We start from the raw sequence: 20,872 nt of genomic DNA on the forward strand, positions 1-20,872 counted from the left end.
TTCTTTCGTACGCCGCGGCTGTCTGCAAGCCATCTCACAAGACTGCCCTACGATGTCGTCCTGGCGAAAGCCAGGATCCATACCGCGTGATCCCTCGATCGCACACGGTGCGCGTACCGAACGAGATCCACGACTCCCAATCTTCGCCAAATCTCTCCCTGGGGTAATGGGTCCTGGCTTTCGCCAGGACGACCGTGGGGAGGCATTTGCAGACGCGGCAATCATGCTCGCGGCGCTGACGGCGCGCGTGGGAATCACACCCCGCAGTCACCCTCCGTAAACTACCGCGCTTAAGGGAATTTTCCCGGATCATCGCTACGCTCAGCGCCTCAGTTACGTTGCGTTAAGTGTGTTGGCCCGCCCGAGAAGCTCCCCACCGATGACGACGAACCGCAAGACCAGGCCGGAGGCCGCCAGCGCGGAAGCGCTGCTCGCGCTGAGCCAGCTTGCGCTCGACCGCATGGAGCAGGGCGTCTGCGTCTACGACGCCGACAGCCGGGTCGTGTTGTTCAACCGGCGCTATCTCGAGCTGTTCAACATGTCGGCCGACGTGGTGCGGCTCGGAACGGGCTATCGCGACGTGCTCGCGCACTCTGCTTCGCTCGGCAACTTTCCCGTGAGTGAGGTCGACAATCTCTTTCGCGCGCGCATCGCGCAGCTTTCGGCAGGCAAGCCGTTTCGCGCCGAGCAGAGGCTGTCAAACGGCCTGGTGCTGGCGCTCGACCTGAAGCCGCTGCCCGAGGGCGGCTGGATGACGATCTGCGACGACGTCAGCCGCCTCGCCCGGCTCGAGGCACAATTGCGGTTGCAAACCGAGCGCAGTCAGCATGCGCTTGCCAACATGTCGCACGGCCTCGTGATGTACGACGCCGAGGGCAATCTGATCGTCTGCAACAACCAGTATATCGCTCTCTATGGTCTCGACCCTGACATCATCAAGCCCGGCGTGTCGCATCGCGATCTGGTAGACCACTGGTTCTCGCGCGGCAATTCGGCCGAAATGCCGACGGAAACGTTCCACGACAACCGGATGAAAGAGGTTCGCCGGCAAAGCCCGAACATGGTGTTTCTCAAGCGCTTCGACGGACGGATCATGCAAGCCGTCTCGCGCTTCCTGCCCGAAGGCGGCTGGGTGACCTCGCATGAAGACGTCACCGAGCGGCGGCAACAGGAACAGGCCCTGAAGCAACAGAACCGGCTGCTCGACGGCGCACTCGAGAACATGGCGCACGGCCTCTGCTTCTACGACAGCGACATGCGCCTCAAGATCTGCAACAACCGCTACCGTGAGATCTACCGGCTGTCGCCGGACGAGGCCAAACCCGGCACGCACCTCGCCGAGCTCATCGAGCGCTCGATCGCCAACGGCGCCTTCGCCTCAGAATATTCGCCGCAGCAAATTCTCGAAGCTGCCCGCGCCCGGATCGCGAGCCGCGACCACTCCGCGATGCGCCGGCGCATGGCTGATAACACCGTGGTCTCGGTCCGCTATTGCACCTTGCCCGAGGGCGGCTTCGTCGCGACCTATGAGGACATCACCGAGCGCGAACGCGCGATCGAGGAGTTGAGCGAGCAGTATCGCCGGTTCGACGCCGCGCTCAACAACATGAGCCAGGGGCTGTGCATGCTCGACAGCCATCTGCGCGTGATCGTCTGCAACACCCGCTACATCGAGATGTACGGCCTCTCGCCTGACGTCGTGAAGCCCGGCATCTCCATGCGGGAAATCATGGAGCATAGTTGCTCGCTCGGCATCCACCCGAACACGACCGCGGCGCAGCTCTATGCCGACTATATCGAGCGGCTGCGTGAGGGCGAGCACACGCTGCATCGCCATCTCGCCGACGGCCGCATCATCAAGCTCAACCACACGAGGATGGCGCATGGCGGCTGGGTCGTCACCTACGAGGACGTCACCGAACGCCACAAGGCGCAGGCGCGTGTCGCCCATATGGCGCGGCACGATTCATTGACCGACCTGCCCAACCGCACGCTGTTCCGCGACCAGATGAATGAGGGCCTGGCCGAGATCGCCGTGGCGGGCGGCGAGATGGCGGTGCTGTGCCTCGATCTCGACAACTTCAAGACCGTCAACGATCGCCTCGGCCACGCGGCCGGCGACCGCCTGCTGCGCTGGGTGGCCGCGCAACTCAAGGAGCATGCCGGCGAGCACGCCACGGTGGCGCGGCTCGGCGGCGACGAATTCGCGCTGCTGCAACGCGGACCACAGCCGGAATCGGCCGAGCGGCTGGCACGCCGCCTGGTCGAGATCATCGGCCGGCCGCCGCCGCTGGAGAACCAGTCGATCCATGTCGGCGTCAGCATCGGCATTGCGCTCGCGCCCGAGCACGGGCTCGACACCGACGAGCTGATGAAATGCGCCGACCTCGCGCTGTACCAGGCCAAGGCGAAGGGCCGCGGCGCCTACCAGCTGTTCCAGCCCGAGATGGAGGAGCACGCGCGCTCCCGGCACGCGCTGGAGCACGATCTGCGCGGCGCGCTTGAAGCGCGCGAATTCCATCTCGTCTTCCAGCCGCAGGTCCGCCTCGATACGTCCGAGCTGACCGGCTTCGAGGCGCTGCTGCGCTGGAAGCACCCGGTGCGCGGCATGGTGTCACCGGCCGAGTTCATTCCGATCGCGGAGGAGACCGGTCTCATCATTCCGATCGGCGAGTGGGTGCTGCGCGCGGCCTGCGCCACCGCGGCCGGCTGGCCCGACTCCATGACGATCGCGGTGAACCTGTCGCCGGTGCAGTTCCGCTCGCGCGGTCTGGTCGCCATGGTCACGAACGCGCTGGCCGAAGCCGGCCTGCCGCCGCAACGGCTCGAGCTCGAGGTCACCGAGACCGCGCTGCTCGACGACAACGAGACCACCATCGAGACGCTGCACCAGCTCCGCGCGCTCGGCGTGCGCATCAGCCTCGACGATTTCGGCGTCGGCTATTCCTCGCTCAGCTATTTGCGCAAATTCCCGTTCGACCGGATCAAGATCGACCGCTCCTTCGTCGGCACGCTCGGCGAGAGCCCCGAGAGCATCGCGATCGTCCGCACCATCGCAAGCCTCGGCTCGGTGCTCGGCGTCGAGACCACGGCCGAAGGCGTCGAGACGTCTGACCAACTCGAATTCGTCCGCGCCTCCGGCTGCACCGCCGTGCAGGGTTTCTACTTCGGCCGTCCCTGCCCGGCCGCGGAGATCGATCGCACGATCGAGCGGCTGAGCGCGATCCGCCGCGTGGCGTGATCCATCTTCACCTCGCCCCGCTTGCGGGGAGAGGGAGCGCAGCGAATCGCGCTGTAAGAGCTCGCCGCCTCATTCCTCCCCGTTGCCTTCCAGCCGATCGCGCAGTGCCGTCACCACGCGATGCGCGGTTTCGATGTCCTTGACCGATAGCCCGTCCGCGAGACTGTTGACCCATGGCGCCTGCAAGCGGAGCGCAGCGTCGAAGGTCTGCTGCCCCTTGCCGGTGAGAACGACGAGCTGGGCGCGGCGGTGATGCGGATTGACCTCGAATGCGACGAGCCCGTCGCGTTCGAGATCGTTGACGATGCGCTGCACGTTCTGGCGGTTGGCCCCGAGGTTGCGGGCAAGCCAGGCGACCGGCTCCGGCCGCTCTGCACTGACGATGGCCCCCAGGATCTGCCAGCGGGCACTGGTCAGGCCGAGCTGCGCCACCAGCCGGTCGCCGGCCGTGAGCAGCAGGCTGTTGGCGCGGAACAGGTCGAGAATGAAATCAGTCAAGGCATCGCCCGACGGCGTCCGCTTGGCTTTGGTCATTTGTCACCATATTTCTATCTTGACATCATCATGTCAATTATTTATAACCCATCATACCAAATTGACATCATATACCCAAATTGACGGAGCCTAAGCATGCCCCTGCGTCCTCTCGACCCCGCCTTCCCGATCGACCGCCAGATCGCGATCGACACCGGCCCCGTCGTGCTGGTCAACGTGTTCACGCTCGACAAGGCCGACGAGCAGGAGTTCCTGAAGACCTGGCAGGACGACGCCAGCTTCATGAAGCGGCAGCCCGGCTTCATCTCCACCCAGCTTCACCGCGCGCTCGGCGACAGCCCGACCTATCTGAACTACGCGGTGTGGGAATCGACCGCCGCCTTCCGCGCCGCGTTCACCCATCCGGAATTCCGCGCAAAGATTTCGGCCTACCCGGCTTCGGCCGTGGCGAGCCCGCACCTGTTCCAGAAGGTCGCGATTTCAGACATCTGCGTCGCATAGGCGTCGCGCGCCAAGGACAACACGACATGATCAAGAGCATCCATCCCGTCGCCGGCACTGTCGCGATCGTTACGATTGCGGCGTTCTGGCTGTCGACGGCGCTGACCGAGCTGTTTGCCCCCCACGCGGTCATCGCGCTGGTCAAGACGGCGATACCATGGGGCTTCCTGCTGCTCATTCCGGCGCTGGCCGCAGCGGGAGGCTCGGGATTCAGCCTCGCCAAAGGGCGGCGGGCCGGATTGGTCGGGGCGAAGATCAAGCGCATGCCGTTCATCGCCGCGAACGGCATTTTGGTTCTCATCCCCTCGGCGCTGTTCCTCGCGTCCAAGGCGGGCGCCGGCGAGTTCGATACGACCTTCTATGCAGTGCAGGCGCTCGAACTGGCCGCAGGCGCAACAAACATGGCGCTGCTCGGTTTGAACATGAGGGACGGCCTCAGAATGAAGGGCCGGCTACGCCGCCAACCGGCGTGACGCGCGCCTTCGGCTAACCCACCCTGCGATCTCTACGAATTCTTAGCCCGCCACGGGCAGCGCGCTGTCCGGCGGCACGCCCCATGGACGCTCGGCCGACGCAAGGCCGATGAAGCGGCCCTGGATGAAATCACAGCCCCAGTCGCGCAGGAGGTTCGCGGCCTCCTCGTCCTGCACCCATTCGGCCGCCGTCTTGATGTCGAGGCGGCGGGCGAGGTCGATGAGCGTCTGCACGAAGGCGCGATCGTCGGCGGAACGGGTGATGTTCTGCACGAAGGCGCCGTCGATCTTGACGATGTCCACCCCGAGCTTGCGCAGGTTACGGAACGACGTGTAGCCGGCGCCAAAGTCGTCGATGGCGATGCGGCTGCCAAAGTGCTTGAGCCGGCCGACGAAGGCACGGACGTCGTCGATGTCCTGGATCGCGACCGTCTCGGTGATCTCGACGATCAGCCGCTCGGCAACGCCCGGATGGGCGCGCATCAGCGATTCGATGGACGCCCACCAGTCCGGATCCATGGTCGTATCCGGTGAGATGTTGAGGCTGAGCTGCACATGCGGCGAGGCCGCAAGCTCGGCGACCACGAGCTCGAGCACGCGGTGGTCGACGAGGCGGATCAGACCGAGCCGCTCGGCGACCGGCACGATGTCGGGCGCGAGCAGCGTTGAGCCGTCGCCCTGCTCCATCCGCACCAGGCATTCGTAGAACGCACCCTCGCGCGAGGCCGCCGCCACCACCGGCTCATAGGCGAGCACGATGCGGCGCTCGTTCAGCGCGGTGACGATCTCGTCGGTGACACGGATGTTGACGCGGCGCTGCGCATCGCGCTCGGCATTCGGACGCCAGATGCCGAACGAACCGGCGCGCCGGCGCTTTGCGGCATCCAGCGTCTCGTGGGCGCGGTTGACCGCTTCATCGGCGTTGCGCGCATAGCGCGGCACGCTGACGGCGCCGATCGAGGCCGTCACCGAGACAGGACCGGATTTCGTCGGCACCACATCGTCGCGGATGCCGGCGAGGAAACGTTCGGCCGCGACGTTCATGTCGTCGATGGTGCAGTTCTTCAGGATCAGTCCGAACTTGTTGCCGGAGAAGCGGCCGAGCACGTCGCCGCCACGCAGCCGCGCGCGGATGCGCTTGGCGATGTCGAGGATCACGGCGTCGGCGACATCGAAGCCGAAGGCGTCGTTGACGCGGGCGAGATGATCGATGCCGACCAGCATGAAGGCCGAGGACGAGCGGAAGCGGGTCGACTCTTCGATTGTCTCAGCGAGTGCAGCGATCAGATGGGTGCGATTGAGCTCGCCGGTGAGCGGATCGAGACGCGCGAGCCTCACCAGTTCCTCGTCGCGGGCATGGCGCTCATTGTTGACGCGGACAATGCCCTGCGCGCGCACCGGCCGGCCATCGGGGCCGGCGAACCAGCGCCCGGTCTCCTCGATCCAGAGCACCGGCTCGGAGGCGCTCATGCGCACGCCGTATTCGACCCGGTAGGGCGTGCCGTCGGCGCCATGCACGGCGGAGGTCTGGGCAAGCGCTGCGGTCCGGATCGACTGCGCGGGCTCGATCAGTTTGGCGAATTCGGCACCGGAGGCGAGCCGCTCCGGCGGGATGCCCGCAAAAATCTGGCCGGCCTGGTCGCCCCACTGGATGGCGTCGCTGGCAAGGTCCCAGACGAACACCGCCTGCCCGAGGGAGGCGAGGATGTCGGAGGCCTGCGGCATGAAAAGGGTCAAGGTCGCCTCGTTTCGGGACAGCGGGAGCCTTCCGCCGGCTCAGGATAGAGCCAGATTCGCCTTCGACCCTAGGCAAAGTTCATTAACAGTCTGGAAACCACGTTCGCAAAGGGCCCGGGAACCATTTTGGCCCGTCCGGCATAGGCCTTGCGAGTACATGACACGCAGAGGGCGTCGCGTCCCAGAACGCGACAGCCGAGCCGGATATGCGATGTTGAGTACCGAGCAACCAGGAGAGGCAGGCGAGTGCGGCACGGGAACCGCCATGGTCCCGCTGACGCCGACGCTGACCTGGGTGTGCAAGGCGGCACTGCCGCGCCCCGACCCGAGCTTCGTCACCCAGCTGATCGCCAATGCCGAGCACGTGCCGCAGGCGAGCCGCTTGCGCCGGGCTTCGCCCGCGGATGCAAATATCGCCTACAGCGACAAGCGTCCGCTGCCCAGCGTCAGCGCGCGGACCCGGCAGGTCGCCTGAGCACTGATTAGTTCGCGGACCTTCGCTTCAATCGATTGCGCAGCAAATCGGGTGAGGTCCCTAGTGAGAGCGCAACCCCTCACCCGGCGCTTCGCGCCGACCTCTCCCTATGGGAGAGGTTGAGCACCGCCGACGCGGTAACAGGAATCAGCGCTGCGGCTGGTCGGGCGGGGCCGGCGTGCTGTTGCTCGGCTGGAGCTGCGGCGAGACTTCGGGCGCGGTCGGCCGCGGCGCGGGATGATCCTTCAGCACGGATTCGGCAACCGAATGCGCTGACGGCGCTGATGGTGCGGGCTGCGGCGCGGGTGCTGGAGCCGGTGCAGGCACCGGCTCGAACCTCGACTCGACCGCCGGCGTTTCCTCAGTCTCCTCGGCCTCGCGACGGCGGGCCTTGCGCGAGACGGGCGCAGCCTCGGCGTACACGACGCGGCGGCGCGTGCGCTGGGCGATGCCGCCGAAGAAATCGGCCATCGCGAGCAGCGTCAGCAGGAAGAAGGTGGAGTTGCCGAACTTCGGCCACATCACGAATTCGGCCGCGGCCGCGCCGAACACGATCAGCGACAGCAGGTGATCCATGAGGAATTTCGAGCCGGGCCGCGCACCCTTCACGATCTCGAGCAGCAACAGCACGATGCCGAGCGCAAGCAAGAGGTCGTTGAGCGTGACAGGCCAGGCTTCGCCCGTGATCATCGGCACCCTGAACAGCACGTCGCCAAAGGACACGCTCGGCATCAGGAAGGCGATGATGTTGTAGACCGCGAGCGGGATGAGAAGCAGCGGGAAACCGACCATCGCTTTCAAGCCTTCCTGATCAGGACATCCGGGCAGGACAATGCGGCGGCGAAGCATTGGCTCCGCCGCCGTCACCGTCTTAACTCACTGGTGGGCCGAATTCAGGCGGGTCAAAACGTCCCGCCCGAGAACACACCGGCCTCAGGACTCTTTCTTCTTCAGGACCTGCCGGCCCTTGTACATGCCGGTCTTGAGGTCGAGATGATGCGGACGGCGGAGCTCGCCGGAGTCCTTGTCTTCCACGTAGGTCGGCTTCTTCAGCGCGTCCGCCGAGCGGCGCATGCCACGGCGCGACGGCGAGGTTTTACGTCTCGGAACGGCCATTTCGATATCCTCTAGGGATTGGTGTTCGGGGGCATCGTCCAGAGGACGGCTCAGCACCAAAACGGGGCGAGCGAATGCCGATCAAGGCCGCGCTTATAGAGGAAGGAGACCCACAAAGCTAGGGTTCTGGGCCGGAAAAAGTGCCCGAAAAGGACCCGAAATCAGCGATTTTCCCGCCAGCAGGTCTGTAAAGAGCTCGCCTGCGCCCGCGCCACATAGGTCCCGGCCAGCCGCCGGACGCCCGGCCCGGGCGTACGGGCACTGCGCTTGACCGGGTTGGGCAGGATCGAGGCCAGCAGCGCCGCCTCCCGCACCGAGAGATTGGCGGCCGATTTGCCGAAGGCATAGGCCGCCCCGGTTTCGACGCCGAACTGCCCCTGCGGTCCGAGCTCGGCAATGTTGAGGTAGATCTCCAGAATCCGCGGCTTGGGCAGGACCAGGTCGATCCACAGCGCCAGGGGGAATTCCAGCACCTTCCGGATCGGATCCCGCCCCTGCCAGAGGAACAGGTTCTTGGCCACCTGCTGGGTGATGGTGGAGGCGCCCCGGAACGGCGTGCCGTCCTCCTGCGCGTCGTCGATCGCCTCGCGCAGCGCCCCCCAGTCGATGCCGTGGTGTTTGCAGAAATGGGCATCTTCCGCGGCGACCACCGCGCGCGGCAGATATGGCGACATCGCCGGCAGATCGATCCATTGCCGATGCATCGGCGCGCCGCGCAGGGAACGCCAGGCCATCAGGGTCGAGACGGGATGGCCGCCGCGGTAGAACGGCGTGATCAGATAAGGCACCAGAAGCGCGACGAGACACACCAGCAGGAGGATTTTGACGGCGCGCAAGCGGGGCTTTCCGGCGGGGCCATGAGACTTAACAACAGCTCAACTATTAAGTCTGTGATAATTCGGGTCTTTTCCAGCGCTTTTAAGGCGTTCCAAATGATTGACTGACACGCCCGCATAAAGGATTGTCCGGCCAATTTCGCATTTGGAGCCTTTCTTGATGACCGGCACGACCCCGCCCGACTTCGCCAAACGCCTGGACAAGACCGCCGACGATACCGAAGCCCTGCTGGCGAGGTTGTTGTCGGACGACATCCTGTCCGACGAGATCGCGCGGCCGAAGCGGCTGATGGACGCGATGCGCTATTCGAGCCTGAACGGCGGCAAGCGTCTGCGGCCGTTCCTGGTGGTCGAGAGCGCCGCCGTGTTCGGCGTGCCGCGCGAGGCCGCGCTGCTCGTCGGCGCGGCGCTGGAGTGCATCCACTGCTATTCGTTGATCCATGACGATCTGCCGTCGATGGACAATTCCGACCTCCGTCGCGGCCGCCCGACGCTGCACAAGAAGACCGACGATGCGACCGCGATCCTCGCCGGCGACGGCCTGCTGACGCTCGCCTTCGACATCATCACCCGCGACGAGATTCATCGCGACGCCAATGTGCGGCTGCTGCTGACGCGTGCGCTGGCGCGCTGCGCCGGCATCGGCGGCATGGTCGGCGGCCAGATGCTCGATCTCGCCGGCGAAGGCCGTTTTGGCGACCGCGAGCCGGTCGACGTCGCGCGTATCCAGCAGATGAAGACCGGTGCGCTCCTGCGCTATGGCTGCATCGCCGGCGCCATCCTCGGCCAGGCGACGCAGAAGGAATATCAAGCGCTCGACGATTACGGCCGCGCGCTCGGCGAGGCCTTCCAGATCGCCGACGATCTGCTCGACGTCGAAGGCGATGCGGCCGCCCTCGGCAAGCCCTCGGGCCAGGACGCTGCAATGGGCAAGACCACCTTCGTCACCCAGCTCGGCATCGAAGGCGCCAAGCAGCGCGTGCGCGATCTGCTCGCGCGCGCCGACGCCGCGGTCTCGATCTTCGGCGACCGCGCCGCCGTGCTGCAAGCCGCCGCACACTTCGTCGCCGAGCGGAAGAACTGACCGTACGATCTTCGCCTCTCCCCGCTTGCGGGGAGAGGCCGGAATTCAAGCCTAGCTTGAATTCCAGGTGAGGGGGACTCTCCGCGAATCCAACTCTCACCTCCCCCGGGGAGAGTCCCCCTCACCCCAAACCTCTCCCCGCAAGCGGGGCGAGGGGGCGCACCACCGCCGCGGCAACAGCAAACGTCCACCTGGGGAGCGACAGCTTGCGATGGAAAACGACGATCCCGTCCTCGTTCGCTTCCGAAAAATGTCGCGGCCGATGCGCGTGGTTTATGCGCGGCCGCGCACCTTCATCGCGCTCGCCATAGGCATCCTCGTCTGCCTGCTGCTGCCCGGCTCGTTCCGCCTGGTGACACGGCTCCTGATCGGCTGGGACGCGCTGATCGCGGCCTATCTGGTGCTGGTCTACACGATGATGCTGAACAACGATCATCAGCACATCCGCCGATCTGCAGCGATGCAAGACGACGGTCGCTTCGTGATCTTGCTGGTGGTCGGGATCGGCGCCTTCGCGAGCATTGCCGCGATCGTCTCCGAGCTCGGCGTTCCCCATCGCGGCGTGTTCGAGCTGACAATTGCGATCGCCACCATCGCGCTGTCCTGGGCCGCCGTGCACACCACCTTCGCCCTGCACTATGCCCATGACTATTATCGCCACCCGGCCGGCGGCCTGCAGTTTCCGAGCGGCGACAAGGACGACCACGCCGATTACTGGGATTTTGTCTACTTCTCGTTCGTGATCGGCATGACCGCGCAGGTCTCCGACGTCGGCATCACCGACAAGACCATCCGCCGCACCGCGACCGCGCACGGCATCGTCTCGTTCATCTACAACACGGCGCTGCTGGCGCTCACCGTCAATATTGCGGCGAGCGCCATATCCTCGTAGCGGCTAGTTGCAGACCTCCGGGTTGGGGTCGGCCCCGTAGCCGCCACCGCCGCGGAATCCCAGGTGACAGCCCTTTTTGACCGGGCGACAGATCAGGTCGTTGCAATAGATCTGACCCGCGCCGCCGCCAGAGGCCCGGCCTGCGGCCGCGCCAGCTCCCGCCTGCGCACGCTGCCGTGCCGGACGCTCCTGCTGCTGGCCGTCGTCGCGCTTGGCTGTCGCCGGCTTGTTGGCGCGCTTCTTCTCGCATTCATTGTCGTCGTTCAGCACATAGCCGTCACGGCAGACGATTTTAGTGCACTTGTCACCGTCGGCCTTGTAGCCCTGCTCGCATACCATCGGGCAGACGCGCGACTGCTTCGTCCTGATGCTGTCGAGCGCGTCGGTGCTGGCAACCTTCACGTCGAGCTTGGTGCCGGCATAGCGGTTGAACAGCGTCAGCGAGCGCTGCGAGGCCGCGTTCCAATTGCCGTCGGCCGAGCCCGAGAAGCAGCCGACGCGACCGAGCTCTGATTGCACCGATTTTGTGAGACCAAGCTGCGAGGTCGCCGGCGTCAGTGCGGCAACGTTGGTGCCGGCGGGCGCCGCACGCGCCGCCGAATTGTCCTGCGTCGACGCAGCGAGATTGACCCGCTGCTGCTCGGCGGCCGCCGCCTGCTTCTGCGCCTGCTCCTTGGCCTGCTGCGCGGCAAGCTGCGCCTGCTCGGCGGCCTTGGCATTGGCTTCGGCCTTGGCCTGCGCATCCTTCTGCGCGCCCGCAGCCGAAAGGCGATCACGCTCGGCTTCGGCCTGCTTGGCCTTCTCCATCGCCGCCGCATGGGCCTGCTCGGCCGCGATCTTGTCAACCTGGAGTCTTGCAAGGCTCGAATAGAAGCCGTCCGGATGCTGCGCCAGGAACGCGTCCCACGCCGCCTTGTTGCCGACCTGAAGCGCGAGCTCGTAGTCGCGCCGCACCTCGGCCTGCGGATTGGCCGGCGCCACCGGCGCAGGCGTAACAGCGGCGACCTTCGCCGGCACCAGCGGCACGTCCTCGCCGCCAAGCGAGCCGTAGACGAACGGTTCCTGCTTGTTGTTGGTGGTCTTGAGCACGTCGTCGCGCACGAAGCCGAAGGCGCGGCGGACGTCGAGGCCGGGCGTCGTCAGATGTTTTGACAGCGCGACGGTGAACGGGCTGTTGGCGCCGTCGCCGTCCTGCGCGGTAAAACCGGCCTTCGCGGAATAGGCGATCAGCGTGTTGGGGCTGGTCGGCTCGACCTGGGCGAGGCCGCGGCCGATGCCGCGCGAGGCGATCGTGCGCTTCATGGACTTGGCAAAGGGATTGTCGCGGCAGGCGTCGAGGATCACCAGCCGGAGCTGCTTTGCCGGATCGATCGCGACCAGCACGCGGTCGAGCGACAGCGCTTCGTCGTAGACGTCGGTGTCGCGCTCGAGCTTGGCGTCGACCGGGATCAGATAGTTCGAGCCGTCGACCTCGATGCCGTGGCCGGCGTAGTAGACCACGGCGATATCAGCGCTGCGCGCCGCATCGGCAAAATCGCGCAGCGCGCGCCGCGTATCCAGCGCCGACAGGTCATGGCGGGAATCGACGACGTCGAAGCCGGCGTCCTTCAGCGTCTTCGCCATCACGCTGCCGTCATTGACGGGGTTCGCGAGCGACGGTGCGTTCTGATAGGCGGAATTGGCCAGCACCAGCGCCACGCGTTTGGCGGCAAAGGCGGGCTCGGCGCCGAGCAACAGCGCAAGAGCGAGGAGAAGCGGGCAAAACCTGAACAGATTGCGCATGGCACGGCTTCCAAAAAACGAGGGGAATTCGACACCCTCTCAGCCTTGGTAGCAAGATCCGGCCCCGCGGCTTGTGAGGGACATCACGAATCCTGCGCCGGGAACCCTTTTCATTAGTCTCGCCAGCGCCATAGCGGTTCGCTCAGGATTGAGCGGCGGCGAGTTCCCTGCCCTGCTCCGCCCTCACCCGGCGCCGATATGCCCCGGATATTGCGGCAGATCGTCCGTGATTTCGTACCAGGGCGCCTTGGAGCCCACGAAAATATGGGCTGAAGGCCGGATCGTCGGGGCGTCGACCAGCGTTCCCATCGCGATGTGCACCCATTGGCCGTCGCGCACCACGGAATAGAGCAGCGAGCCGCAGCGCCGGCAATGCGCGTCATGGTTCGTTTCTTGGGTGGTGTCGTCGCCATAGATCATGCGCGCGTCTTCGCCGCCGACAACGCGGAATTTGCTCCGCTCGACGCCAGCAAACGGCTTGAAGGCGGCGCCGGTGGTGCGGCGGCAGTTCGAACAGTGGCAGTTCAGCGCATAGGAGAATTCATCCGCCACCTCGTAGCGCACGGCACGGCAATAGCATTCGCCGGCAAGGATGCGAGCGTTCTTTTCTTTTGATGCAGCCATGACGAAATCCTCGTGCGGGCGCCGCAGTCACCCATAGCGCAATTGGGCGCGCGCGACTAAATTTGCCGCGAACAAACCTTTGGGAGGACGACCGATGAGCTATGACCGTTCGAGCGTCGAGGCCGTGGTGCAGGGCTATTTCGACGCGCTCTACGAAGGCGATGCCGACAAGCTCGGCGCGGTGTTTCACCCCTCGGCCGACCTGCGCTGGGTGGAAAAGGGCGAGCTGAAGATCCTGACCGTGCCGGACTGGCTCGCCTGGGTGCGCAAGCGCGCCTCCGCGAAGTCGGAAGGCAAGCCTCGCGAGGATTTCATCGTCACCATCGACCGCTCCGACGACAAGACCGCCTTCATCAAGGTCAAGTGTCAGTTGCCGCCGCGCTATTTCACGGACTATCTGGTGGCGATGAAGCTCGCCGACGGCTGGCAGATCGTGTCGAAGTCGTATCGGTACGATCTGAAGGAGTGAGGAACGACCTGGGAGCGAAATCCGCGCCACAGGCGCAGGTGCTGCACCCCCTCGACCCGCTTGCGGGGAGAGGGTTGGGGTGAGGGGAAGTTTCCGCAAGGACGGCGCCAGTTGGACTCGCGGAGAGTCCCCCTCACCCGCCGCGCGTCGCGCGTCGGCCTCTCCCCGCAAGCGGGGCGAGGCGAAGAAACCGAGCGGTCGACCCACAAACTCGTCATCGCGAGCGCCACTGGCTGAAACCAGAATCGTTTGGTTCCGTACCGGCCACCTTGCTTCAGTCGCTTTTAAGGATTCCCATGCCCCTCGATCGTCGTTCCCTGCTGGCAGGCCTTGCCCTCATGGCCGTCAGCCCCGCACGCGCGCAGGACGCGCCGCCTGACCTTGAGGCCTATGAGCGAGCGAGCGGCGGCAGGATCGGCGTTCATGCTGAAAACCTCTCAACCGGCGCAAAATTCTCCTGGCGGGCCGACGAGCGCTTCGTGATGTGCAGCACCTTCAAGGCCTCGCTCGCGGCCTGCGTGCTTGCACGCGTCGATCGCGGCGAGGAAAAACTCGACGCGATGATCTCTTTTGGCAAGGCCGACCTGCTCGACTATGCGCCGGCGGCGAAGGAGAACCTCGCGGCTGGCGCGATGTCGGTCGCCCACATGTGCAAGGCAATCGTCGAGATCAGCGACAATAGCTGCGCCAATCTGCTGCTGGCGCGGATCGGCGGCCCGGCCGTGCTGACCGCGTTCTGGCGCGGCATCGGCGATAACGTGTCGCGGCTCGATCACAACGAGCCCGAGCTCAACCGTTCCCCGCCCGGCGATCCCAACGACACCACGACGCCGGTGGCCATGGCCGGCAATTTGCGTCGCCTCGTCATCGGCGACGCCCTGTCGGCACAATCGCGCGCACAGCTCACGGAGTGGATGGTGAACTGCAAGACCGGCGCCAACCGCCTGCGCGGCGGCCTGCCCAATAGCTGGAAGATCGGCGACAAGACCGGCAACAACGGCAAGGACGCCTCGGGCGACATCGCGGTGGCGTGGCCGAAACCCGAGACGCCGATCCTGATCGCGGCCTATACGCAAGGCGGCACGCCTGACGCCGCGCAGCTCCAGGCGGTCTTTGCCGCCGTTGGGCGCATGGTGGGACAGAAGCTGGCCTGATCGGGCCGGATTGACCAGGCCTGCGCTTCCGAGGCAAGTGAACGGTCATGGAAGCCAAATTTCAGACCTTTCTGATCCTGCTCGCCGTGCTCGCGGGAACGGCGCTCGCGGCGCGGCGGTTCAACGTCGCGCCGGCCATTCTGCTGATGCTCGCAGGCGTCGGGCTTGCCTTCGTGCCGGGCATGCCGCCGGTCGAGCTGCCGCCGGAGCTCGTGCTGCTGATGGTGCTGCCGCCGCTGATCTATTCGGCGAGCGTCGCCATGAGCTGGCGCGAATTCAAGAACAATCTGCGGCCGATCGTGCTGCTCGCGGTCGGTTGCGTGATCTTCACCGCCGCGATGGTGGCGACTGCCGCACACTTCCTGATCGGCATGCCCTGGACGATCGGCTTCCTGCTCGGCGCCATCGTCGCCCCGCCCGACGTGGTCGCCCCGCTCGCGATCGCGCGCAAGCTGCACATGCCGCGGCGCATCCTCGTCGTGCTCGAAGGCGAAGGGCTCGCCAATGACGCGACCGCGCTGATCCTCTACCGCTTCGCGCTCGCCGCCATCATGACCGGCAGTTTTTCGCTGCCGCTGGCGGGTGGCGAGTTCATGCTGATCGTCGCCGGCGAGATCGCGTTCGGCATCGGCGTCGGCTGGCTCTCCTTGCGTGCCCGCAAATGGGCGCGGGATCCGCAGGTCGAGCTCACGCTCTCGCTGATCACGCCCTATATCGCCTATTGGCTGCCGGAGCATGTCGGTGGAAGCGGCGTGATCGCAACCGTCGCCTGCGGCCTCTATGTGAGCTGGAACGGGCCGCTGTGGATCTCCTCGGCCACGCGCCTGCAGGGCATCTTCTTCTGGGACCTGATCATCTATCTGATCGAGGGCATTTTGTTCCTGCTCACCGGCTTCCAGATGCGCGAACTCTACGAGAAGTCGAAGACGTTTCCACTGGACGAGATCATGATCGCGACCGCGGTCGTCGTCGCCATCGTCGTCATCGCGCGCTTTGCCTGGCTTTATCCCGCGACCTATCTGCCGCGCATGCTCAGTCGCAATCTCCGTGAGCGCGATCCGTCGCCGCCATGGCAATGGGTGTTCACGCTCGCCTTCACAGGCGTCCGCGGCGCCGTCTCGCTGGCAACCGCGCTGGCGCTGCCGTTTGCTCTTCCCAGCGGCGAGGCCTTTCCCTATCGCGACCTGATCCTGTTCGTCGCCTTCGGCGTCATCTTCATCACGCTGGTCGGCGTCGGCCTCGGATTGCCGGCGCTGGTGCGATGGCTCGGCGTGGCGGAAGCCGGCCGCCACGAGCATGTCGCCGAGCACGAGGCGGAGATCTCCGCGCGCAGGCAGGCGCTCGATGCTGCGCTGAAATCGCTCGACACCATGACCGCCCAGAAGGACCTCTCGGAAGAGGTCGTCAGACTGCTGCGCGCCCGCCACGAGATCCGCGCCAACCAGCTTCCTGATTCGCTCGATCCGACCCGCCATGACGTCTCCGCGACCGGCACCGCGCTGACCCGCGAGCTGATCGCCGCCGAGCGTAAATTCATCCACGTGCTGCTGCGTGACGGTCAGATCACCGACGAGACAAGGCGGCGCATCGAGCGCGACCTCGATCTGGAGGAGGCGAGCCTGGCGAACCGGGAATATCAGCGGGTGCCGCTGTAGCGCGTAGCTGTCGCAAGTACGCGGAGAAGCCTCGCCAGACAACTACTGCCGCTTCTCGCAAAACTCCTTCATCGCCTCCGCCACCGCGCCTGCGATCAACCCATGCCGGTCCGGCGAGTTCATCGCCATCTCCTCATCGCGGTTGATGATCGAACCGCCCTCGAGCAACACCGCTGCGCTTCGGGTGCGCGAGAGCACCACCAGCTGGTCGTAGCTGTAGATGCCGAGATCCCTGTCCAGCAGCGGATGCCGGTAGCGGCCCATCAGCGGCATTGTGTACTGGGTGGCATAGCGCAGGCCGCGCTCCTTCAGCTCCTTACCCAGCAGGCGCGCAAACATCATGCTGATCGCAAAGTGCGGATTTTGCCGGGACACGAACATCGAGTGACCGGAGAAGCGGTCGCTGAAATAGCTTCTTGCGCCTTCAAACTCCCATTCCTCGAGCAATTTGTCGGGGACCGAGTCGTGATGGACGGACAGGAAGAAGTCCGCTCTCGCATCATTGGCCACGCTGACCCGCCTCAGCAGGCTCGATCTCGCCTTGCCTTCGCTGACCAAGAGGCGCGTCGCGGCAAAGCCTTCCGACTTGAGCTTGCCGACGATCAGCCTGGCGAGCCTGAGATTGAAGCCGAACTCGGTGTCGTTGCGCGCGCTCAACGCGCCGAACGATTCCGGGGTATGGCCGACATCGACGAAGATCCGGAATTTTGGCTTCTCGCACTTCACCGCCGGCAGCGGCGCCGGCTTGGGTCTATGTTTCGGCTTCGACTTCGGCTTGACGAGCGCGGGCTTCTTGGCCGGAGCTGCGATGCCCGAGCCCGTCGGCACAAACGACAGCGCGACGAGAAACGCGACGAGGCCGGCGATGATGCTCCGCACCTGCCGCAAGCGCTACTCCGCCGCCGCGATGCGAGGACGCCCGACAAAACCCGCGACGTCGCCTCTATTATTGTCCTCGGCGCGGAGCATGGGCAGCCCTCCGGGAGTCGGTTGTATTTTGGTAAGGTTGACGCAAGGCAGGAAGGCCGTCAACGCGAGCGGATGGCGACGCTCGGGACATCGTCGCTACGCCGGCTAGGGTCGACGGATAAGTCGACAACCGATTGAAAATGCGACGATTGTTTTCATCCAGTCGCCGGGAAGACGCGCGACGCACGCTCATTCTGTCGCTCAGAGCGCAGAAATCAGGCGCAATGCGTTCAACTGTTGCAGATGAGTGACGGACACGATGGCAGGCCGTGCTTATAGATTGCGCCCAGTCGCTATTCGACGTCATTACTTTGCTTTGGGAAATAGAAATGCAGAAGTCCGTCCTCGCAGCCATCGCTGCCTCCCTCCTTCTCACCACGGCTGCCTCTGCGGCCGATTTGGCGGCCCGGCCCTACACCAAGGCGCCGGCTCCCGTGGCTGCCGTCTATGACTGGACGGGGTTCTATGTCGGTCTTAACGCCGGCTACGTTTCCAGCGATCCACGTTTCGATTTCGAGACTAGGGGGCACTACAATCTTGCCGCAGGTGACAGCTTTGGCTTCAATGCAAACGGCTTCATGGGCGGTGTCCACGGTGGCTACAACTGGCAGACGAGCAACATCGTATTCGGCCTGGAAGGATCGATCGACTATACCGACCTGAAGGCCAGCGCGATTAGCCCGTTCTTTCCGGGCACCGACACTTTCCATACCAAACAGGAATGGATCGCGACGATTACGCCAAGGCTCGGCGTGACGAGTGGTCCCATGCTTTTCTATGTTAAGGGCGGCGCCGCGTTCACCGAACTTCGGACCCGGATCCAGGACTTGGCCGATTACAATGAGCGCAGCGAGAAGAAGGTCGGCTGGACTGCCGGCGGTGGTATCGAATGGATGGCGTCTTCCAACTGGATCGTCGGCGTCGAAGGAAACTATTACGATTTCGGCAATTGCTGCGGAGGTCTTACGTCGAACAGGTCGCTTGCAACCAATGGCGCTCTTAACTCCGCCAGCAATCATAGCACCCGCTTCGATGACTGGTCTGTCCTCGGCCGCGTGAGCTACAAGTTCGGCGCCCCGGTCGTCGCCAAGTACTGATCGACAAAATCTCGTCGACAAACAAAAGCCCCGGCAATGCCGGGGCTTTTCCTTTGCGTGTGACCCGGCACACAAGCTGCCGATCACGTGCTCGCACCGGCCTTTCCCCCTTCACCGTCACGCGTGTGCCCGACCTTGTATACGGCCAGTAGTCCCACATCGCGCGATGCTCGGGGCATCGTCGCTACGCCGGTCAGGATCGACGGATAAGTCGACAACCTATTGAAAACATGACGATTGTTCTCATCGAGTCGCGGGGACGGCGCGCGACGCACAGTCATTCCGTCGCTCAGAGCGAAGAAATCAGGCGCAATGCGTTCAACTGTTGCAGATGCGTGACGGACACGATGGCAGGCCGTGCTTATAGATTGCGCCCAGTCGCTATTCGACGTCATTACTTTGCTTCGGGAAATAGAAATGCAGAAGTCCGTCCTCGCAGCCGTCGCTGCCTCCCTCCTTCTCACCACGGCTGCCTCTGCGGCCGATTTGGCGGCCCGGCCCTACACCAAGGCGCCGGCTCCCATGGCTGCCGTCTATGACTGGACGGGGTTCTACCTCGGTGCCGACGTCGGTTACGGCTGGGGCCGGTCGACCGGCACCTTGACCAACTCAGGTGGACTCTTTCCAGTACCCTACAGCCTCAACCCGAGCGGCGTGCTCGGCGGCGGGTTTATCGGTGGCAACTATCAGATCAGTAACGTCGTGCTCGGCGTCGAGGCTGACTGGCAGGCTTCGGACCTGAATGCCAGCGGCAACTTCGCGGGCGTCGGCGGCCCGTATGCCATCGGAACGAAGATCAAGGACTACGGTTCGGTCAGGGGCCGGCTGGGCTTCGTCTTCGACCGCTGGATGGTGTTCGGCACGGCGGGCGCCGCCTGGGGTAGCTGGGACACCTCGTATGGGGTTGCCGGTGCGAATCCCTTCGTCACGGCTAGCGTCAGGTCGGGTATCGGCTGGACGGCTGGCGCGGGTGTCGAATACGCCTTCTCCGGCAATTGGCTGGGTCGAGTCGAGTATCGCTACACCGATCTGGGGACGGCTAGCTTTGTCTCCACTGCGACGAACAGCGCGGAGGTCGGAAACCACGTTACGATCAACGATGTTCGCGTGGGCATCGCCTACAAGTTCGGCGGCCCGGTCGTCGCCAAGTACTGATCGAGATTATCTCCGACAAACAAAAGCCCCGGCATCGCCCCGGGGCTTTTTCTTTGCGTGTGATCCAGCACACAAGCTGCCGGTCGCGTGCTCACACCGGCCTTTCCCCCTTCACCGTCACCCGCGTGCCCGACCTTGTGTGCGGCCAGTAGTCCCACATCGCGCGGTGCTGGGTGCAGCGGTTGTCCCAGAAGGCGATGGCGTTCTCGGTCCAGCGGAAGCGGCACTGGAACAGCGGGTTTTCAGCGTGCTGGTAGAGATAGGCCAGGACAGCGTCGCTCTCGTCGCGGGGGATGCCGTTGATGTGGCGGGTGAAGCCGCGATTGACGTAGAGCGCCTTCCTGCCCGTCACCGGATGCGTGCGCACCACGGGGTGTTCGGCATTGGGATAGCTCGGCCTATCGGCGACGCCATAGTTCGCGTAAAGCCCGCGATAGATCGGCTCGCCGTCATGCAGCGCGGTCAGCCCGCCGAGATAGGCCTTCATGCGATCCGACAGCGCCTCACAGGCCGCGTACATGTTGGCGAACAGCGTGTCGCCGCCGCGCGGCGGGCATTGCTTGATGTAGAGGATCGAGCCCATCGGCGGCTCGAGGTCGCAGGACACGTCGGAGTGCCAGCCCTCGCCATTGGCGCGCGGCGAGTTCTTGTCGGCGTAGATCTTCATCAGCGCCGGGTCTTCGTCCTCATGGGGCGCTGCGGGATGAAAATGAAGCTCGCCGAACTTGCGGCCGAAGGCGAGATGCTGTTTTGGCGTGATGTGCTGGTCGCGGAAGAAGATGACGAGGTTTTCCGCGAGCGCGCGATGGATCTCGTCCATCTGCCGGTTGGAGCGGGAATCGCCATCGACAAGCTTGCCGATGTCGACACCGGAAATCTCCGCACCGATGATCGGGGTGAGCTTCTCGACCTGGTGCGTCTCATAGGGCGCGCCGTCCTCCGCCATGTGGCGATAGCGCGGACCTTGCTTGCCGGACAGTGAGCTCATGGGTGATGTCTCCCGATCGTTCTTGATTGGGGAGCATGGTAGATGGGATAATGGGCCCCCTCGGCCTTCCAACCAAGCCGCGCTAGCTACGGCGCGATTTGGTGGCGCGCGTCGCGCGGCTTGGCTGGA

20 protein-coding genes and 1 pseudogene are annotated in these 20,872 nt (G+C 64.8%); 11 read left to right on the forward strand and 10 right to left on the reverse strand.

Annotated elements, in window-relative coordinates; all coding sequences use genetic code 11:
* Positions 1-379 precede the first annotated feature (379 nt).
* Positions 380-3,241 (forward strand): PAS-domain containing protein, encoded by a 2,862-nt coding sequence (locus JQ632_RS26095; RefSeq protein ID WP_212405482.1) that lies wholly within the window; start codon positions 380-382, stop codon positions 3,239-3,241.
* A gap of 69 nt (positions 3,242-3,310) precedes the next feature.
* On the opposite strand, the gene JQ632_RS26100 is transcribed toward JQ632_RS26095, so the two are convergent.
* Positions 3,311-3,775 (reverse strand): MarR family winged helix-turn-helix transcriptional regulator, encoded by a 465-nt coding sequence (locus tag JQ632_RS26100; RefSeq protein ID WP_212405484.1) that lies wholly within the window; start codon positions 3,773-3,775, stop codon positions 3,311-3,313.
* A 96-nt stretch (positions 3,776-3,871) separates the two neighbouring features.
* Between JQ632_RS26100 and JQ632_RS26105 the strand changes: the two genes are divergently transcribed.
* Both JQ632_RS26105 and JQ632_RS26110 read left to right on the forward strand, forming a co-directional pair.
* Positions 3,872-4,237, forward strand: coding sequence for an antibiotic biosynthesis monooxygenase (locus JQ632_RS26105; RefSeq protein ID WP_212405485.1), 366 nt, complete (start codon positions 3,872-3,874; stop codon positions 4,235-4,237).
* Positions 4,238-4,263: 26 nt separating this feature from the next.
* Complete coding sequence (locus JQ632_RS26110; protein ID WP_212405487.1) at positions 4,264-4,710, forward strand: hypothetical protein; 447 nt, start codon at positions 4,264-4,266, stop codon at positions 4,708-4,710.
* Positions 4,711-4,752: 42 nt separating this feature from the next.
* Here the strand turns inward: JQ632_RS26110 and JQ632_RS26115 are convergent, their stop codons facing one another.
* The gene (locus tag JQ632_RS26115; protein ID WP_212405521.1) at positions 4,753-6,435 is read right to left on the reverse strand and encodes a bifunctional diguanylate cyclase/phosphodiesterase; all 1,683 of its coding nucleotides are present in this window, start codon (positions 6,433-6,435) and stop codon (positions 4,753-4,755) included.
* A gap of 223 nt (positions 6,436-6,658) precedes the next feature.
* Here JQ632_RS26115 and JQ632_RS26120 point away from each other — a divergent pair, with 223 nt between their 5' ends.
* Positions 6,659-6,922: a hypothetical protein gene (locus tag JQ632_RS26120; protein ID WP_212405489.1), complete on the forward strand. Its 264-nt coding sequence runs from the start codon at positions 6,659-6,661 to the stop codon at positions 6,920-6,922.
* 147 nt (positions 6,923-7,069) lie between these two features.
* Here JQ632_RS26120 and JQ632_RS26125 read toward each other — a convergent pair whose 3' ends face one another.
* The 3 genes from JQ632_RS26125 to mtgA form a co-directional block, all read right to left on the reverse strand.
* A complete protein-coding gene (locus tag JQ632_RS26125) occupies positions 7,070-7,714 on the reverse strand; it encodes a hypothetical protein (protein ID WP_212405491.1) in 645 nt (214 codons plus the stop codon).
* A 141-nt stretch (positions 7,715-7,855) separates the two neighbouring features.
* Positions 7,856-8,038, reverse strand: coding sequence for a 50S ribosomal protein L32 (gene rpmF, locus JQ632_RS26130; RefSeq protein ID WP_024509484.1), 183 nt, complete (start codon positions 8,036-8,038; stop codon positions 7,856-7,858).
* A gap of 161 nt (positions 8,039-8,199) precedes the next feature.
* Complete coding sequence (mtgA, locus tag JQ632_RS26135) at positions 8,200-8,874, reverse strand: monofunctional biosynthetic peptidoglycan transglycosylase (protein WP_212405493.1); 675 nt, start codon at positions 8,872-8,874, stop codon at positions 8,200-8,202.
* Positions 8,875-9,034: 160 nt separating this feature from the next.
* Here mtgA and JQ632_RS26140 point away from each other — a divergent pair, with 160 nt between their 5' ends.
* Both JQ632_RS26140 and JQ632_RS26145 read left to right on the forward strand, forming a co-directional pair.
* Positions 9,035-9,958: a polyprenyl synthetase family protein gene (locus JQ632_RS26140; RefSeq protein ID WP_212405495.1), complete on the forward strand. Its 924-nt coding sequence runs from the start codon at positions 9,035-9,037 to the stop codon at positions 9,956-9,958.
* A 211-nt stretch (positions 9,959-10,169) separates the two neighbouring features.
* Positions 10,170-10,850 (forward strand): DUF1345 domain-containing protein, encoded by a 681-nt coding sequence (locus JQ632_RS26145; protein WP_212405497.1) that lies wholly within the window; start codon positions 10,170-10,172, stop codon positions 10,848-10,850.
* Positions 10,851-10,853: 3 nt separating this feature from the next.
* On the opposite strand, the gene JQ632_RS26150 is transcribed toward JQ632_RS26145, so the two are convergent.
* Both JQ632_RS26150 and JQ632_RS26155 read right to left on the reverse strand, forming a co-directional pair.
* Positions 10,854-12,632 (reverse strand): caspase family protein, encoded by a 1,779-nt coding sequence (locus JQ632_RS26150; protein ID WP_212405498.1) that lies wholly within the window; start codon positions 12,630-12,632, stop codon positions 10,854-10,856.
* Positions 12,633-12,815: 183 nt separating this feature from the next.
* Positions 12,816-13,256 (reverse strand): GFA family protein, encoded by a 441-nt coding sequence (locus JQ632_RS26155; RefSeq protein ID WP_212405500.1) that lies wholly within the window; start codon positions 13,254-13,256, stop codon positions 12,816-12,818.
* 94 nt (positions 13,257-13,350) lie between these two features.
* Between JQ632_RS26155 and JQ632_RS26160 the strand changes: the two genes are divergently transcribed.
* The 3 genes from JQ632_RS26160 to JQ632_RS26170 all read left to right on the forward strand — a co-directional run bounded on the left by JQ632_RS26160 (position 13,351) and on the right by JQ632_RS26170 (position 16,534).
* Positions 13,351-13,725 (forward strand): nuclear transport factor 2 family protein, encoded by a 375-nt coding sequence (locus tag JQ632_RS26160; protein WP_212405505.1) that lies wholly within the window; start codon positions 13,351-13,353, stop codon positions 13,723-13,725.
* Positions 13,726-14,021: 296 nt separating this feature from the next.
* Entirely contained in the window at positions 14,022-14,879 is an 858-nt protein-coding gene (gene bla, locus JQ632_RS26165) for a class A beta-lactamase (protein ID WP_212405510.1), read from the forward strand.
* A 47-nt stretch (positions 14,880-14,926) separates the two neighbouring features.
* Complete coding sequence (locus JQ632_RS26170) at positions 14,927-16,534, forward strand: Na+/H+ antiporter (protein ID WP_212405511.1); 1,608 nt, start codon at positions 14,927-14,929, stop codon at positions 16,532-16,534.
* Between the two features lie 42 nt (positions 16,535-16,576).
* Here the strand turns inward: JQ632_RS26170 and JQ632_RS26175 are convergent, their stop codons facing one another.
* A complete protein-coding gene (locus JQ632_RS26175) occupies positions 16,577-17,422 on the reverse strand; it encodes an N-acetylmuramoyl-L-alanine amidase (protein ID WP_212405512.1) in 846 nt (281 codons plus the stop codon).
* A 410-nt stretch (positions 17,423-17,832) separates the two neighbouring features.
* Here JQ632_RS26175 and JQ632_RS26180 point away from each other — a divergent pair, with 410 nt between their 5' ends.
* On the forward strand, positions 17,833-18,600 hold the full coding sequence (locus tag JQ632_RS26180) for an outer membrane protein (protein ID WP_212405513.1): 768 nt from the start codon (positions 17,833-17,835) through the stop codon (positions 18,598-18,600).
* A 94-nt stretch (positions 18,601-18,694) separates the two neighbouring features.
* Here JQ632_RS26180 and JQ632_RS40500 read toward each other — a convergent pair.
* Positions 18,695-18,781 (reverse strand): annotated as a pseudogene (locus tag JQ632_RS40500) (taurine dioxygenase); the annotation flags it as partial.
* Between the two features lie 236 nt (positions 18,782-19,017).
* On the opposite strand from JQ632_RS40500, the gene JQ632_RS26185 reads away from it, so the two are divergent.
* A complete protein-coding gene (locus JQ632_RS26185) occupies positions 19,018-19,755 on the forward strand; it encodes an outer membrane protein (protein ID WP_212405514.1) in 738 nt (245 codons plus the stop codon).
* A 91-nt stretch (positions 19,756-19,846) separates the two neighbouring features.
* Here the strand turns inward: JQ632_RS26185 and JQ632_RS26190 are convergent, their stop codons facing one another.
* Positions 19,847-20,743, reverse strand: a complete 897-nt coding sequence (locus JQ632_RS26190) for a TauD/TfdA family dioxygenase (RefSeq protein ID WP_212405515.1) — start codon at positions 20,741-20,743, stop codon at positions 19,847-19,849.
* Between the last annotated feature and the right edge of the window lie 129 nt (positions 20,744-20,872).

The organism is Bradyrhizobium liaoningense (genome assembly GCF_018130955.1).
GTDB lineage: Bacteria > Pseudomonadota > Alphaproteobacteria > Rhizobiales > Xanthobacteraceae > Bradyrhizobium > Bradyrhizobium liaoningense_C.